The sequence below is a fragment of the Evansella clarkii genome, assembly GCF_002019695.1.
GTDB lineage: Bacteria > Bacillota > Bacilli > Bacillales > Salisediminibacteriaceae > Evansella > Evansella clarkii.
The window spans coordinates 2620444-2634501 of the sequence record NZ_KV917376.1 but is presented as its reverse complement, the minus strand read 5'-3'; the positions used below and the strand labels follow the sequence as shown (position 1 = coordinate 2634501).

General features: G+C 42.2%; 19 protein-coding genes. 9 read left to right on the top strand and 10 right to left on the bottom strand.

Annotation, left to right across the window (positions count from 1 at the left end; all coding sequences use genetic code 11):
• Window positions 1-544: 544 nt before the first annotated feature.
• Together BK582_RS12070 and lpdD are read right to left on the bottom strand one after the other, a co-directional pair.
• Window positions 545-835, bottom strand: coding sequence for a HesB/YadR/YfhF family protein (locus BK582_RS12070; RefSeq protein ID WP_078595281.1), 291 nt, complete (start codon window positions 833-835; stop codon window positions 545-547).
• A gap of 211 nt (window positions 836-1046) precedes the next feature.
• On the bottom strand, window positions 1047-1382 hold the full coding sequence (gene lpdD / locus BK582_RS12065) for a prenylated flavin chaperone LpdD (protein ID WP_078595280.1): 336 nt from the start codon (window positions 1380-1382) through the stop codon (window positions 1047-1049).
• Window positions 1383-1612: 230 nt separating this feature from the next.
• Between lpdD and BK582_RS12060 the strand changes: the two genes are divergently transcribed.
• From BK582_RS12060 to BK582_RS12035, 6 genes are all read left to right on the top strand, one after another.
• Window positions 1613-1837: a DUF2249 domain-containing protein gene (locus tag BK582_RS12060; protein WP_078595279.1), complete on the top strand. Its 225-nt coding sequence runs from the start codon at window positions 1613-1615 to the stop codon at window positions 1835-1837.
• 109 nt (window positions 1838-1946) lie between these two features.
• Window positions 1947-2630 (top strand): Crp/Fnr family transcriptional regulator, encoded by a 684-nt coding sequence (locus tag BK582_RS12055; RefSeq protein ID WP_078595278.1) that lies wholly within the window; start codon window positions 1947-1949, stop codon window positions 2628-2630.
• Between the two features lie 69 nt (window positions 2631-2699).
• Window positions 2700-3113 carry a hypothetical protein gene (locus BK582_RS12050; protein WP_078595277.1) on the top strand — a complete coding sequence of 138 codons (414 nt, stop codon included), beginning with the start codon at window positions 2700-2702 and terminating at the stop codon, window positions 3111-3113.
• 456 nt (window positions 3114-3569) lie between these two features.
• Window positions 3570-4130, top strand: a complete 561-nt coding sequence (locus BK582_RS12045) for a DUF2249 domain-containing protein (RefSeq protein ID WP_078595276.1) — start codon at window positions 3570-3572, stop codon at window positions 4128-4130.
• A gap of 11 nt (window positions 4131-4141) precedes the next feature.
• Entirely contained in the window at window positions 4142-5416 is a 1275-nt protein-coding gene (locus BK582_RS12040) for a heme-copper oxidase family protein (RefSeq protein WP_078595275.1), read from the top strand.
• 109 nt (window positions 5417-5525) lie between these two features.
• Window positions 5526-5825, top strand: a complete 300-nt coding sequence (locus BK582_RS12035; RefSeq protein WP_078595274.1) for a metal-sulfur cluster assembly factor — start codon at window positions 5526-5528, stop codon at window positions 5823-5825.
• A gap of 612 nt (window positions 5826-6437) precedes the next feature.
• Here the strand turns inward: BK582_RS12035 and moaD are convergent.
• The 6 genes from moaD to ctaG form a co-directional block, all read right to left on the bottom strand.
• Window positions 6438-6674 carry a molybdopterin converting factor subunit 1 gene (gene moaD / locus BK582_RS12030; RefSeq protein ID WP_078595273.1) on the bottom strand — a complete coding sequence of 79 codons (237 nt, stop codon included), beginning with the start codon at window positions 6672-6674 and terminating at the stop codon, window positions 6438-6440.
• Complete coding sequence (locus BK582_RS12025; protein ID WP_078595272.1) at window positions 6671-7144, bottom strand: molybdenum cofactor biosynthesis protein MoaE; 474 nt, start codon at window positions 7142-7144, stop codon at window positions 6671-6673. The genes moaD and BK582_RS12025 overlap by 4 nt, the downstream gene beginning before the upstream one ends.
• The gene (gene mobB, locus BK582_RS12020) at window positions 7144-7683 is read right to left on the bottom strand and encodes a molybdopterin-guanine dinucleotide biosynthesis protein B (RefSeq protein WP_078595271.1); all 540 of its coding nucleotides are present in this window, start codon (window positions 7681-7683) and stop codon (window positions 7144-7146) included. The genes BK582_RS12025 and mobB overlap by 1 nt, the downstream gene beginning before the upstream one ends.
• Window positions 7680-8975, bottom strand: a complete 1296-nt coding sequence (locus BK582_RS12015) for a molybdopterin molybdotransferase MoeA (protein WP_078595270.1) — start codon at window positions 8973-8975, stop codon at window positions 7680-7682. Before BK582_RS12015 ends, mobB begins: the two co-directional genes overlap by 4 nt.
• Window positions 8976-9139: 164 nt before the next feature.
• On the bottom strand, window positions 9140-9763 hold the full coding sequence (locus tag BK582_RS12010) for an SCO family protein (protein ID WP_078595269.1): 624 nt from the start codon (window positions 9761-9763) through the stop codon (window positions 9140-9142).
• A gap of 20 nt (window positions 9764-9783) precedes the next feature.
• Complete coding sequence (gene ctaG / locus BK582_RS12005) at window positions 9784-10719, bottom strand: cytochrome c oxidase assembly factor CtaG (protein WP_078597975.1); 936 nt, start codon at window positions 10717-10719, stop codon at window positions 9784-9786.
• A 243-nt stretch (window positions 10720-10962) separates the two neighbouring features.
• On the opposite strand from ctaG, the gene BK582_RS12000 reads away from it, so the two are divergent.
• The 3 genes from BK582_RS12000 (at window position 10963) to BK582_RS11990 (ending at window position 12846) form a co-directional block, all read left to right on the top strand.
• Window positions 10963-11772: a Cof-type HAD-IIB family hydrolase gene (locus tag BK582_RS12000; RefSeq protein ID WP_078595268.1), complete on the top strand. Its 810-nt coding sequence runs from the start codon at window positions 10963-10965 to the stop codon at window positions 11770-11772.
• A gap of 222 nt (window positions 11773-11994) precedes the next feature.
• Window positions 11995-12228, top strand: a complete 234-nt coding sequence (locus BK582_RS11995; RefSeq protein WP_078595267.1) for a DUF3813 domain-containing protein — start codon at window positions 11995-11997, stop codon at window positions 12226-12228.
• A 165-nt stretch (window positions 12229-12393) separates the two neighbouring features.
• A complete protein-coding gene (locus BK582_RS11990; RefSeq protein WP_078595266.1) occupies window positions 12394-12846 on the top strand; it encodes a GNAT family N-acetyltransferase in 453 nt (150 codons plus the stop codon).
• A 165-nt stretch (window positions 12847-13011) separates the two neighbouring features.
• Here BK582_RS11990 and BK582_RS11985 read toward each other — a convergent pair whose 3' ends face one another.
• Both BK582_RS11985 and BK582_RS11980 read right to left on the bottom strand, forming a co-directional pair.
• Window positions 13012-13317 (bottom strand): AzlD domain-containing protein, encoded by a 306-nt coding sequence (locus BK582_RS11985; protein WP_078595265.1) that lies wholly within the window; start codon window positions 13315-13317, stop codon window positions 13012-13014.
• Window positions 13314-14042 (bottom strand): AzlC family ABC transporter permease, encoded by a 729-nt coding sequence (locus tag BK582_RS11980; RefSeq protein WP_078595264.1) that lies wholly within the window; start codon window positions 14040-14042, stop codon window positions 13314-13316. Before BK582_RS11980 ends, BK582_RS11985 begins: the two co-directional genes overlap by 4 nt.
• Between the last annotated feature and the right edge of the window lie 16 nt (window positions 14043-14058).

Below are 14058 nucleotides of genomic sequence, written 5' to 3'. Positions count from 1 at the left end.
GTCTTTATTTTAAAAATTTGAGTATCCTGGAACTGTGTAAACTCTCACACCAATTCTGTGAAAAAAGTCACTTCCAGACGCCTTATCCAATAATCTTTTGTGAACAACCCCCTGCGAACCTCTTGTGACTCTAGTGTTCAGCTGGACTCTGCATCTATTGGTCTGCAGTTCACAAATCTGTCAACTTCACAAATTCGTCATTTTTCACTTCCCTGAACATCTTGCTTTTTTTCTATGTGCTTTTTGGTTTTGTTTTCCTTTTGCTGATTCCAATGTTATCACCATTACAACTGTGGAAAAGGCAATAAATATGACCAAATTATGAAGTAGCTGATTAATTCACAATTCCGAGTTATTTCTGACACACACTGTTCAAAATTGGAAAAACTGATTTGAGGAAATGCCGACCGGGCAGTGTTTCTTAGGGGGGAAAAGTTGGCTGTAGCAAGGGGGCGGGGCAAGTTCACCATGTGAAAGGAAACTGCAAAGTTTTCTCCCAGCAAAAAACCGGGACTAATTGATGTCCCGGTTTCTCATAACTATTTTAATTATTATGTTTGTAAACAATTTCTTCTCTGTCTTCGTTGTATTCCACTAAAAAGTTTTTTCCGTCGAAATACCATATATCCTTATTTTCAATATAGAATTGTATATTATCTTTGGTCGTTTCCACAGCCGGGTCTTCCGGATCTTTTTTCGTTACACCTAAAGAAAAACCTGTCTGAAAGTCACCGTGTCCCCCATATCTCACAAAAAACTGCACTGCTTCACCGTCTGTAAGATCCAGTTCTTTTTTAAACCACGCCACTGCCTTATCCGTTACTTCTATTTCCACGTTATTCCCTCCACTAACTAATAATTACTATAGTAGTTCCCTGCACAGTCTCATTCAAACACAAGCCTGCCTTTAGAAAAATTAAATGTAGTGAGAATATAACACAGGTTTTTATTTTATAGTTAATATTTGCTTATATAACAGAATTTAATAAGACTTTTCATCCTGTCACATACCGAGCCTTCCAGCTCTTTATGGCTATGGCGAAAACTTAATGTGTCTCCTGAGCAACTACTTTATGATCAGCCATGAGATTAAAGAAACTTTCCCAGGCAGCATTCACTAAATTTTCTATGTCTTCTGCTGTTGCATTATCAACATGTATTCCTCCGCTGACAACAACATTTTTTTGAAAGGTGTGACACCACACCTTTGCCAGCTCAGTAAATAATCCTTCTTCTTTGTGGCCCGGCAGACTATGGCTGACTACGTTCGGCTGCCCTTCCTCCCATACAGCAATAACAATAGCTCCTACATGAGGTTTTGTACCCCCTGTAACTAAGATAACGTCGTCTTCCCCCAGATGATTAATTTGGAACTGTACCATATTTAACCTCCTTGATACTTTCATATATTGCTTGCCAATACTTTACCATGATTGGTTTGTTTCTTATGTGAAAACAATCACACGTATGATTTAATTCTTTAGCCAAATTTCATATCGCATGGATCATATTTTTAAAATCGCGGGAAGGTGACGTTAGTCACCGCTCTGTGTATTGGAATCTTTTATGATGAGAGCAGATACTTAAACAAAAATAAATGAGGTGATTTTCCATGTCAAAAATCTTTACCCTCGATGTAAGAGAAGATATTCAGCAGAAAAAAGAACCTTTTCAGCGAATTATGAAAACAGTGGAACAGGTTGAAGAGGGCGGCCAGCTGGTCCTGCACACTCCGTTTGTTCCTGAACCTCTGTACAACATAATGAAAGGAAAAGGATTCAGTTATGAGGTGGAGCAAAAAGACAAAGATCACTTTGTAACAGTTTTCCACAAATAATTGCCTGGCTTGATATGATACACTATGAAAAATGTCACAGTTACAAATCCTTCTTCCTGCTACAATGCTCATATATGAATAAAGACCAGCGAAGGAGGCGGGTTTATTTATGAATGATATCCTTAATAAAATTACAATATTTGCACACTTGCCGGAAAAAATAAAAGATCAGTTAAGCGAGATTGTTATCTCTAAAAATGTCACGAAGGGGGAAGTTCTTTTTCACGAAGCGTCCCCTGCCGAAGCTGTATATTTTGTTAATGAAGGTAAAGTTAAAATCTCGAAAAGCACACCGGTTGGAAAAGAAATTCTCCTGAGTATAAGACAGCCTGGAGAGATGTTTGCGGAGGTAGCATTATTTAAAGAAGCAAACTGTACCTATCCGGCTACTGCATCTGTAATTGAGAACGGTGCCGTTTCCCTCATTAGAAATGAGGAACTTGAGCTCTTCCTGTATCAGCATCCTGAGCTTGGGATGGCGATATTCCGTGTTATGGCCGAAAGACTGCAAATCTCACAGGCTACTCTGAGAGATGTTGCATTATATGGAAAACTAGGCGCCCTGGCTGCGACACTTGTAAGGCTCACGGAAGATTATGGAGAGGCATCTGAAAATGGTGTTATTATTAAATTAAAATTGACTCACGAAGATCTTGGTAGTTTTTTCGGTGCTACACGAGAAAGTGTCACAAGAATGATGAATCAGCTTAAACAGCAGGGAATTCTGAATAAACATCAGGGGAATATTATAATAAACGATCTGGATGGGCTGAAAACTTACATTACAAATTAAACAGTTGTAAACTTAAGGCAGTGCAATGCGCACTGCCTTATGTATTACTCCGGCAAAGGAGGTATGGAAGTGAGCCAGATTTTCATAATAATATCAGGCTATACAACTGTTTTTCTCGTACTTAGTAATTTTCTCATGTTTATATTATTTCTATGGATCCGCAAGTCAAAAAACAGAGCGGTTCAGAAAAAGGTTGCCAGGACAGCGAGATTCTGGATGAAGACTCACCGTCCCTTCGCAGTCGCTGCTGTATTTATAGTAATTATCCACTTTATCAGTGTATTTCAGTATTTAAATTTCAGAGAAAACATTCAGGCTGCCACCGGCTTGCTGGCAGCAGCTATTTTTATTATTCTTTTCGTATCCGGCTTGATTCGTAACCGGAAAGCTACAGGCAGGAGAAGAAAATTTCACCGGTTCATGGCCTTTCTGTTTCTCATCATGATGTTCCTCCATTTATTCAGCTCCTGGTTTACTACATAACTATCTCTAAGAAAAGATCTTACCTGTTCAGTTTTTTTATTACGTTTTCCCGATGACTCCCTATACAGAAAACAAGCTGCTGAATAATTTCAGCAGCTTTAATCTGTTCATATGATTGGGGGTCATTATGAACAACACATGTTGCACATTCTTTAGGTTTGTAACGTGGATTAATACGCTATTCGATTGGGGGTCATCAGCTATATTAATCTGTTTATGAATCAGGAGGTAAAACTATGGACCGCGGAGAAAGTATATTTCCCCGGCCACATTTATTATTATAAGCTCTCCTTCCTGAGTTTTATGTGAATTACATCACAATACAAATTATTTATTAGGAGATTTGTGAAATTTTTGTGGCATGTGACAGGCGCTGTGACTTGAATCACTTCTTCTTTTTCAAATAATTACTATAGTTATGGTAATAACCCAGAAGGTAATAAGGAGGACAGTAAGATGACTATAGTAAATTTAGATGTCCGAAAGGATCTGGAAAACAAAAAGGATCCGTTTAAAAAGATTATGAACACTGTGAAGGCTCTTAAGAAGGACGAAAAGCTGGTTCTTCATTCCACTATTAAACCTGTGCCGCTTCTCACTATTATGAAAGCAAAGGGCTACACGAATAAAGTTGAAAAAATAGCAGCAGATCATTACAGAACCATATTCGAAAAAAACAAAGAAGGGCTAATAAAAAGTATTTTTAAAAGAAAGAAAAAAGAAGAGACTCCTGCACCGGTTCACGGGGCACCTGCTTTCCCGACGAATGAAAACCTTTTGAAGGACGAAGAAAAAGGAGCTTTCTTTCTTGATAACAGAGGTCTGGAACCACCACAGCCCATGGTCAGAACTTTAAAAAGACTGGAATCGCTGAAAGTTTCGGAAACGCTGACCATTCATAATGACCGGGTACCGGTTTATTTACTGGAAGAACTGAAAAATTTAGGTGTGAATTACACTATAGAAGAACAACCGGACGGTTCGGCAAAAGTTCATTTAACACGCACAGACGAGTAGGAGGGACAGACATGAATAAAACATTACAGCAAAGTACTTCACAAAACACCGATCAGTTTATCCTCCCCTTTTCTTTTATTATTTCAAGTTTGATCTTTCTGGTGATTTTCTCTGTCGGTCTCGCAAGCAATCCGGGAGTATTTTCTTTTGAATCTCTCCGTTCCCCCGCCGCCCTTGCGATGGCTCATCTTTTTATTCTCGGCTGGGCGACGATGCTGGCTATGGGAGCTGTCTATCAGTTAATTCAGGTAGTTTCCCAGAGACCTGTCCACAGCAGTAAGCTTGGATTTATCCACTTTGGCCTGTATATCTCAGGAGTGACGGGACTATATATCTCCCTTCCTGACTTTAATCTACCTGCACTAACCATTTTTGGACTTCTAACTGTCGCCGGAGTGGTTTGTTTCCTGGTTAATGTCCTGCTGACTCTTAAAGATTCCCAACTCGTAAACCCTGTCATTTCAGCCACTAAAAGCGCGCTTCTGTATTTAGGATTAACAGTGGCGACAGGACTGATTATGGTTTTAAACTTCCGCTTCGGATTCCTGGGAACCTTTCATAACGGAATTTTTCTTCTCCATTTATGGGCCGGCCTGATTGGATGGTTTCTGTTCCTTATTGCTGGCTACAGCTTTAAAATGCTCCCTATGTTTTTTCTGGCACATGGGCATGACGAAAAGTGGCAAAAATGGATTCTCATTGCTCTTCATGGGGCAATCTGGGTCAGCGCTGCTGCCGGAGCGGCGGGAATGGCTTCCGTCTTCCTCCCATTTAGTCTTGCTCTATTGTCATTAGGCCTTGTAATGCTGCTCGTTCAGATAAGCGAAATCAGAAAAAATAAATTTAAGAAAAACCCTGGGAGAGGCATTATCTTTTTCATCACCTTACTAAAAGCATTTACTGCACTTTCAGTAGTTTTATTCCTACTTTCAATAGTAAATATTGACTTTCTTCTGCAGTATTCCGTACTCGGTCCAATACTGATGTTTTATATTTTGGGCTTCGTCAGTTTATCTATTGCAGCCTATCTGTCAAAAATAATCCCATTTCTCTGGTGGACCTTCCGGTATGGAGGGCAGGTTGGACAGAAAGAAACTCCGTCACTCTCAATTATGGTTGATGAAAAAGTCGCTGAACGAAAACTATGGTTCCAGCTTGCTGCCTTAATCCTGTTTATTTGCAGCCTCTTGTCCGGTCTTCAAGTCTTAATTATCGGAACTGCTATTCTCTTTGCGTTTACCATTATTTTTTATATTCTCACTATTGGGAAGGCCTTCACTTATTAAGAGACTTTTTCAGGGAGTGGAAGGGGATTCTGGGTTAATCAGACGATTGGCTTACAGGAGAAAGAGTAAGAGAAATAAAAATTTATTAAAAACCTGAGGAGGATTTAAAATGGCTAAAATAACAAAAGAAGAAATCATGGAAAAGCTCGGCACAGTAATTGATCCGGAACTTGGTGTGGATGTAGTAAACCTGGGGCTGATTTATAATGTAGATGTAAAAGATACTGAGGTTTCTGTGAGAATGACACTTACCACACCTGGCTGCCCTCTTCACGACACAATGATAAACGGTGTCAAAACCGCAGTGGAGCAGCATCCTCTAGTTTCAAAATGTGAAGTTAATCTCACGTGGGAGCCAGCCTGGTCTCCCGATATGATGAGTGATAAAGTAAGAAGCATGTTCGCCTGATTAAATGAAATTGAATGTGAACTTGACGGGGCCGCTGCAGGTTTGGTTTTTGTGCAGCGGTTTTTCTTTTTATGTGGCTGGGGGTTAATTTAATTCGGTTTTGTTAGTTAATTGTTTTACGGGCGGCGGGCGGTGCGGACCTCTTGCGTTACCACTCCACATGATTTTAAGCGGGCATGCAAGAACATCTTGTGTTACCGCTCCACATGATTTTTCCTCCGAGCGGGCATGCAAGAACATCTTGCGTTACCGCTCCGCCTATTTTTTCACCTAAGCGGGCATGCGAGATGTCCTTACGTTACCACTCCACGTGATTTTTCCCTCAAGCGGGCATGCGAGATGTCCTTACGTTACCACTCCACATGATTTTTCCTCCGAGCGGGCATGCGAGATATCCTTGCGTTAACGCTCCACGTGATTTTTCCTCCGAGCGGGCATGCGAGATATCCTTGCGTTACCGCTCCACATGATTTTTCACCTAAGCGGGCATGCGAGACGTCCTAACGTTACCGCTCCACCCAATTCCCCTCTAAGCGGGCATGCAAGAGCCTCCTCTCACATTCCATAAAAAATGCCCCCGTCTCAGCAGGAGCACTAAATAAATCAATATTATTAACCTCCGCTTACTGGAGGAATGAATGCAACATTATCGCCGGCTTTCGCTTTCACTTCGTCTTCAGCGTATTCTTCGTTTATTGCTGGCATTGCTGTATTTATAACCGTTAACTGAGGGAATTTATTCAGGAGATAAATTCTTATATCGGAAATTTTCATTTCTTCCGCTGAAATTTCAACTTCCCGCTGTCCGGCTTTTTCTTCCAGTTCAGCAAATAACAATACTTTTATCATTGCAAGTCCTCCTTTTCAGGCTTTCCGGATGGGTATGGCTTCTTTTCAAGCTGATCGCCGATCCACTCTTCCCCGTCTTCCCAATGTTCTTTTTTCCAGATTGGGACGATCTCTTTAATTCTTTCGATCGCATATCTGCTGGCAGTAAAGGCATCCGCCCGGTGTGGCGTGGAGACGGCGATAACTACCGCGATATCAGTGATGCCCAACTCGCCAATTCTGTGTGTTATTGCTACTTTTGCTTCAGGGAAATCGATCTGGATCTCGTCCCCTATCTGTGCTAGTTTTTTCTCGGCCATCGGCACATAAGCATCATATTTTAAATAAAGAGTCTTCTTTCCTTTAGTCAATTCCCTGACAGTTCCAATAAAGGTGTTAATAGCTCCGGCATTTCTGTCTGTTACTTTATCTACAACTTCCTGAATATTGATTACTTCTTCAGTAATTAAAAAGTTTTTCTGCTCAGCCATCAAATATCACGCTCCTTGTTTATCCGGCTCATAAGCCAGTCAAGATATTGATTGTCTTCTTTAATAGAAAAGACCGGGACATTCAGTTTTTTTTCAGCAGCCTCAAGCATGTCATCATTCCAGCAAACCACCGCTTTCACGTTAAAGGCGTTTTCCGCAAACCTAAGGTCATCCATATTGCGCAACAACAGAAGTTTAGGGTATTTTTCCTTCTTGAATCCTTCAATAATAATGATATCAGGAGAAAACGGTTTATAAAAACTGATTAATTCCTCAAGGGTTAAAGGCCTGTCCAGATTCATCATAAACTGGAGCTCCTGGCCGCTTGCAACAATCGTGCCGGAAGAACCTGCTTCCCTGTGCCCGGCAGAATCCTTCCCTGTATCGGCGGCTTTTAGTTTTCCGCCATGGCCGTGATGCTTAATAGTAGCAGATTTTATCCCCGCCTCGCTTAACCTTTCCAGCCACTTTTTAACTAATGTTGTCTTGCCGCTGTTTGAGTAACCTGCGATTTGAAAAATAATCGGTGTTTCTCTCATTCGTTTTCCTTCCTGTTTTTTAAAGGGTCTTTCAGAGGAATTGCTGAACCTTCCCGGTTTAAAAGTAATATATCTACTTCGTCACCGGCTTTATAGCCTCTGCTCCCTCCAGGAACTGCCACAAGTGCGTCCGTATGGGCAAGGGATGTTACTACTTGAGATTTATCCATGCCTACCGGAGAAGCGGTAATTTCCCCATCGGCAAAATCTGTTTTACTGCGAATGAATCTAGTAAACGGATTTGGCTTTGGGAAATCTTTCGTCAAACTTCCCTTAACCGTTTCTACATACGGAGTCCGGGAATGAAGATATCTTTTAATCCATGGTCTTGTATATAGTTCAAAGCCGACGAAGCACGCGGAAGGATTTCCTGACAGCCCGAAAAGGAGCTTTCCGTTTGCCTCCGCAACAGTTGTTACACTGCCTGGCCTCATAGCAATTTTATTAAACAGCACATTTGCCCCCAGTTTAGCGTATATCTCCGGGAGGAAGTCAAAATCTCCGACTGAAACGCCTCCTGTAGTAATAAGGGCATCCACTTTTTCCAGAGCGTTACTGACAGCGTTGAAACTAAGGTCGAAATCATCAATCAGCTGGCCAAAGTACACTGGCTCCCCACCTGCCTGTCTGATTTGAGCCTGAATCATATAAGCGTTACTATTTCTGATTTTACCCGGCTCAAGAGGTTCACCAACATCGAGAAGCTCTGTCCCCGTCGCATAAATTCCGATGACCGGTTTTCTAACCACCGGTACCTCTTTATATCCGAAGGTAGCTAAAACTGCGATTACACCAGCGTGTATTTTGCTTCCGGCTTCAAGCAGTACATCTCCCTTTTGTGTTTCTTCCCCTTCAAAGGAAACAAAGTCTCCTTCTTTAAAAGGACGCTTTATTTCAATATATTGTCTGCCTTCTTCTTCAATTTCTTTTGTAAGCTCAAACATGACGATTGCATCACAGTCTTCAGGCATAATCGTTCCTGTCATAACTCTAACAGCCTGCCCTGGTTTTACCTCAACGGAAGGCACACCGCCCGCGCCTACTGTTTCAATAACTTCCAGCCTGACTGGATGTTCTCCGCTTGCGTTTTTTGTATCTTCGCTCCTAACAGCAAAACCATCGAGGGGAGATCTGTCAAATGGCGGTATATTATGGTCCGCTTTCACAGCTTCTGCCAGATATCTTCCATCTGCGTTTTCAATATCGATATATTCCTTTTCCCCTTCCCGGGAAAACTTCATTACTTTATTAACCGCTTCACTAACCTGTATAGCTGTCCGCTCTTCAAACATTTTAACCGCACATCCTTCCTCTGACATCCTTGATATTTTAACAGACCTTGATAGAAAAAGGTTGTATGTTTTATCACAAATTGCTGAATTTTTCGTTCTTAATATGTATTGTAAGAAAAAAACTGCGCCGACACAAAAATACCGGCACAGTTTACTTAATTATGTCATTGTTCCAGAAGATATTTCAAATCTTCGATCGTTGCTTCCAGGTCGAATCCGTCTTCTCCGCTGTACATACGGACCAGTTCACCTTCAGGACTGATGAGGTAAAAGCGGGTAGGATGCATAATATCATTTTGTTCCGGGAGCTTTACTATTGGTGCCCTGAACGTATCCATCGCAAATTCTTCGAGCTCTTCCTGAGTATATCCGGTAACAAAATCCCAATTCGAAAAATCAGCTCCATATGACTCTCCGTAATCACGCAGCCTTTCAGGCGTATCGAAGTCAGCATCCACTGTAAAGGAAACTATTCGCACGTCAAGGTCTTCTTCAAGAATCCCTTCCTGAAGCTGAGCCATATTGGGCGTCATCGTCATACATACTGTCGGGCAGCGGGTGAAAATAGTTTTTGTTACCCACCACTCCCCTGCCATTTCTTCTGTGCTCCAAGGCTCACCATCCTGGTTTTCACCTGATATATCTGCTATCCCCCAGTCATCTTCAGACTGGGTTACATCGATAATTGCATCAGATTCAGGCGGCGCCGGAGCCGAATAGAGAAAACTGCATCCCTGAAGCAGCAATGCAAGACCTGCTAAAAAAAGCAGGCTGTGTAGCTTACTCATTCTGTATACCTCTTTTCTGCTTATGCTTCTGTCACATTTTTCTGATTCACCATTTCGTACTCTTTAAGCTCAACATCCAGCTTGTCCGTGGACGCTTTATCCGACCTCATCCACAGGGCGAATATATAACCAATCGCGGCACTGTATACAAGCTCCTGGATAACCTTCATCATAACTCCCCCAAGCTGCTGATCCTGAAGGGGGGTCAACAGGGCGATAGTCTGGTCTCCTGTGGTGAAAATTTCATAAGGAATATCTGCGCCGGCAGGAAGACAGTAGCTGATTGCAGCCGCCCAGACAGCTGGATTAGTGTATGTTTCATAAAGGGGTTCTCCTGCGAATATAATCAGGACACATGCCGGGGTAATCAGAACACTTCCGGCGAACATATAGCCCATTTTTTTCAAATCACTAAGCTCCCGTTTCGTCTTCATTCGGGGAATAACATGCCACCACATCATCAGCGCAGCTCCAAGCATTGCCAGCTGATACGCATTGTGCCACCCTTCATTCGTAAGAAAACGGTCAAACATCTGAGGCAGATGGTAAAAAGAAATCATAGCGTTAAACAGCACCAGCCCGATAATCGGGACGCCGAGAACTACAAAAATTCCTTTAATGACTCTGATATTTCCAAGCCACCGGAAAAACCACGAAGGTGTCCCGAGCAGCAGCAGAGGCGGCGCAATAAAATAAGTAATTGCCATGGACAGCATATGCATGCTCAGCATGAGATGGCCCAGAACATACAAAGGCCCGCCAAAACCAAAGTATATACAGATAAGGCCAAGGTGGAAGTAGATCTTCCTTGATACCTTTACAGGCTCTGATCCTGGGAACTTATGGCGCCAGGGACCGGTAATCATAAAATAAAAAAAGCTGATGATCACTAATACAACAATTAATTCAGGGGTCCAGATCGTCCGTGCAGAGAACGTGGAAAAGAATTGCTCCACCGCTCTTCCCTCCTTGATAAATATAAATTTTCCCCTTTCTGAATGGCCTGCAGAAATATCTGTGCCATCCAAAAAACTGAATGAGTGATTACTTTATCTTCATCCTAAACTAGTATAGTATATTTATAACATGTTTGCATGGCAAAACCTAATTTTTCCCCCAGCAGGTGCAAGAAGCTGCTGGAAAAAACGAGCTGATATTAAAATGCAATTTTTAAAAATATGGAATTGGAGTGAGTCAGAATGCAGCCGCATATTATCGCAGTAGATTTAGATGGAACATTATTGGATGATAACAAAAACATCTCCCTGAGAAACCGGGCCGCCCTGGCGAAAGTGAGAGAACTTGGCCATAAAGTAGTTATTGCAACCGGCCGGCCGTACCGGGCAAGCGAAGTATATTATAAGGAACTTTTTCTTGATTCTCCTATGGTAAATTTTAATGGTGCGTTCACACATCATCCTAAAGACCCTTCCGGATTCCAGACCTCCCATTCCCCTTTGGATAAAAGGACTGCATACTCGGTGATTGAAACGTGCGAGGCCTTCAGAGTACAGAATATTATGGTTGAAGTAATGGATGAATATTATCTTCGCTATAAAAACAAAGGCTTCGCCGGTGCTTTTACATTGGGACAATCACCAGTTGAGTACGGTAATCTGTCAGAACTCTTAAAAGTGGACCCGACATCAATACTAGTGCATCCGGAAGATTCAAACTACAGACAGCTCAGAGACCTGTTGGAAGACGCTCATGCGGAGGTTATTGACCAGAGATCCTGGGGAGCCCCATGGAACGTGATTGAGATCGTCAGAAAAGGACTCAGTAAAGCAGTTGGATTAAAGAAAATATCCGATTATTACGGTATTCCGAAAGAGAGAGTCATTGCTTTTGGCGATGAAGACAATGATCTGGAAATGCTTGATTATGCCGGCTGCGGCGTAGCAATGGCCAACGCCATTGATGAGCTGAAATCTGTAAGCAATGAACAAACGGTTACAAATAAAGAAGACGGCGTCGCCGCCTTCCTGGAAGACCGATTCAATATTTAAAGCCTGCACGGCATGAGATTATACATCTCATGCCGTGCATTTTTTTGTTGTCCCCCCCTGTCACCCCACAAAGTTGAAAAGGCATATTCTCCTGTCATTTCAATTCATAATCAGCCAAAAATTCCACATAGTTTTTCCTGTATAGCTTCATAATACAGAATGATCATTCCAGGTCACTCTGCAGAAAGTAAAAATTAATAATTAACTACAGGAGGATTCTTAATGGGAAATCGCTATTTTCAGGAAGCAAGAGATGCAGTGAATGAAGCGGCAGCGGCTATGGCACAGACACATACACCATTACAGCAGGCAGCAGCAACAGAGAAAATCAAACGTGCCAGACAAGCTCTTTCCCAGGCATTTGCCGATTCAACTTTAGCTGAGCGGGAACAGCTTATGGATATCCAGAAGTCCCTTTATGAAATTTCAGATGAGTTCTTAAACGAGGAGCTTTAAAACCCTTATATTTGCCTGACGATTGTAGGAGATAAGAACATTGCAGAAGTCTATGTAAAAAGGAAGTCTCCTCCCTCTACCTGTGCTATAATTTATTCCCGAAGGAAATATTTATTTTTTATGGAATAGTTATAGTGTACGGCAGGGAGATTGGAGGCTTATCCTATGAAAGTTTATAAAGTAGAGAAATCAGAAAATCCGGAGATCCGTTTAAAAATAACGGAATTAATGATGGAACAAATGAGTGCCCTCAGTATTGATATTAATGAAGAAGAGCTGTTGAAAACGGTAGACCTTGCACTGGAGGAGTCTTCCGGAGCAGAGATCTTTGCCGCTGAGACAAACGGAAAAATTGTGGGCTGCGCTTTTCTGAATAAAGGTATTGGGCTTGATAAGGGCGGGCCTTATATCTGGTTGAATGATCTTTATGTACAAAAAGATTTCCGGCGCCAGGGGATAGCCCGAAAGCTCCTTTTGAAAGTTCTGTACTGGGCCGAGCAGGAAGACTTTAAAGGAATCGAACTGGAAACCGGTATTAATAATGCAGCCACTAAAAAGCTGTACAATTCACTTGGCTTTTATGACATTGTTTCTAAAAGATACGGAAGACAGCTATAGGCATTATTAAATTCAGGGTGCTGAAGCTTTGGCAAACCATGCAATACAATTTTAAAGCATACTTCAATTAAAAAAGAGGTTGTGTTCCCCTGCCTGACTTCAGGTTGCAGAATAAAACACACCTCTTCTTTATTTTTCCGTATTTTAATTACCGGTACAACTTATTTAAAATAAATATGTAACCAGCGCAAGCCCTGCAATCGCCCCGCCCACTACACCGATTAAAGGGACACCAATACTTGCCAGCACAATTGCTGTCAGACCTGCAAACAGCCCGAACAATAAATTCTCATGCACAGTAAGAATACCTGGAAAAATTAATGCTCCTAATACAGCGTAAGGTACCCTCGAGAGCATACGTTTTGACCATTTAGGCCAGTTTTCAGTGTTAAGCATGATAAGCGGCAGCAGCCGGGGAATATACGTTACTGCTCCCATACCCACGATCATCCAGAACATTGTCATACTCATTCTTCATCAACCTCCCTCAGGACAACCCGGTCAATACCTTCAAATAATATAACAGCAGCTATCGTTCCAAGCATGATAGCCCAGCCTGTTGACATCCACAGCTGAAATACGGTGTGAAAAACTCCTCCCAGAAGGGCAAGCATAATTACAACTTTCCCTTCTTTCTTAATCGAAGGGACTAATAATGCTATGAATAAGGCATATAAAGCGACTGCCATACTTTCCTGCAGGAGCCCCGGCAGGAAAGACCCTGCAAAGAATCCAATGGCTGTAAAGGACACCCAGCTCGAATAAGCTGCCGCTCCTGCCCCAATAATATAGCCTGAACGTACCGGTGCTTCCTGTGACGATGCTACAGCAAAAACTTCGTCTGTAAGCCCAAATGCATAAACCGCCCGGACTTTTTTAGAAGACTTCTCTGCCCGCTCATGAATAGAAGCACTCATCAGCAAATGCCTGAAGTTAACGATGAATGTTGCAAGAATAATTTCCAGGGCCCCAGAACCAAGTGCAATCATGGAAAGGGCCATATACTGAGAGGCGCCAGCAAAAACGATCATGCTCATTAAGACTGATTCCATGACAGTCAGCCCGGTTGCCCCTGCAATCAGGCCGAATGTAAGCGCTACGGGCATATAGCCTATTGCTATTGGGAGACCGTCCAAAACGCCTTTTTTCCACGTTGCTGATTCTGTCTGTTCAAGAGAATTAGTAAGACTTTCCATAACTGCAACCGCTCCT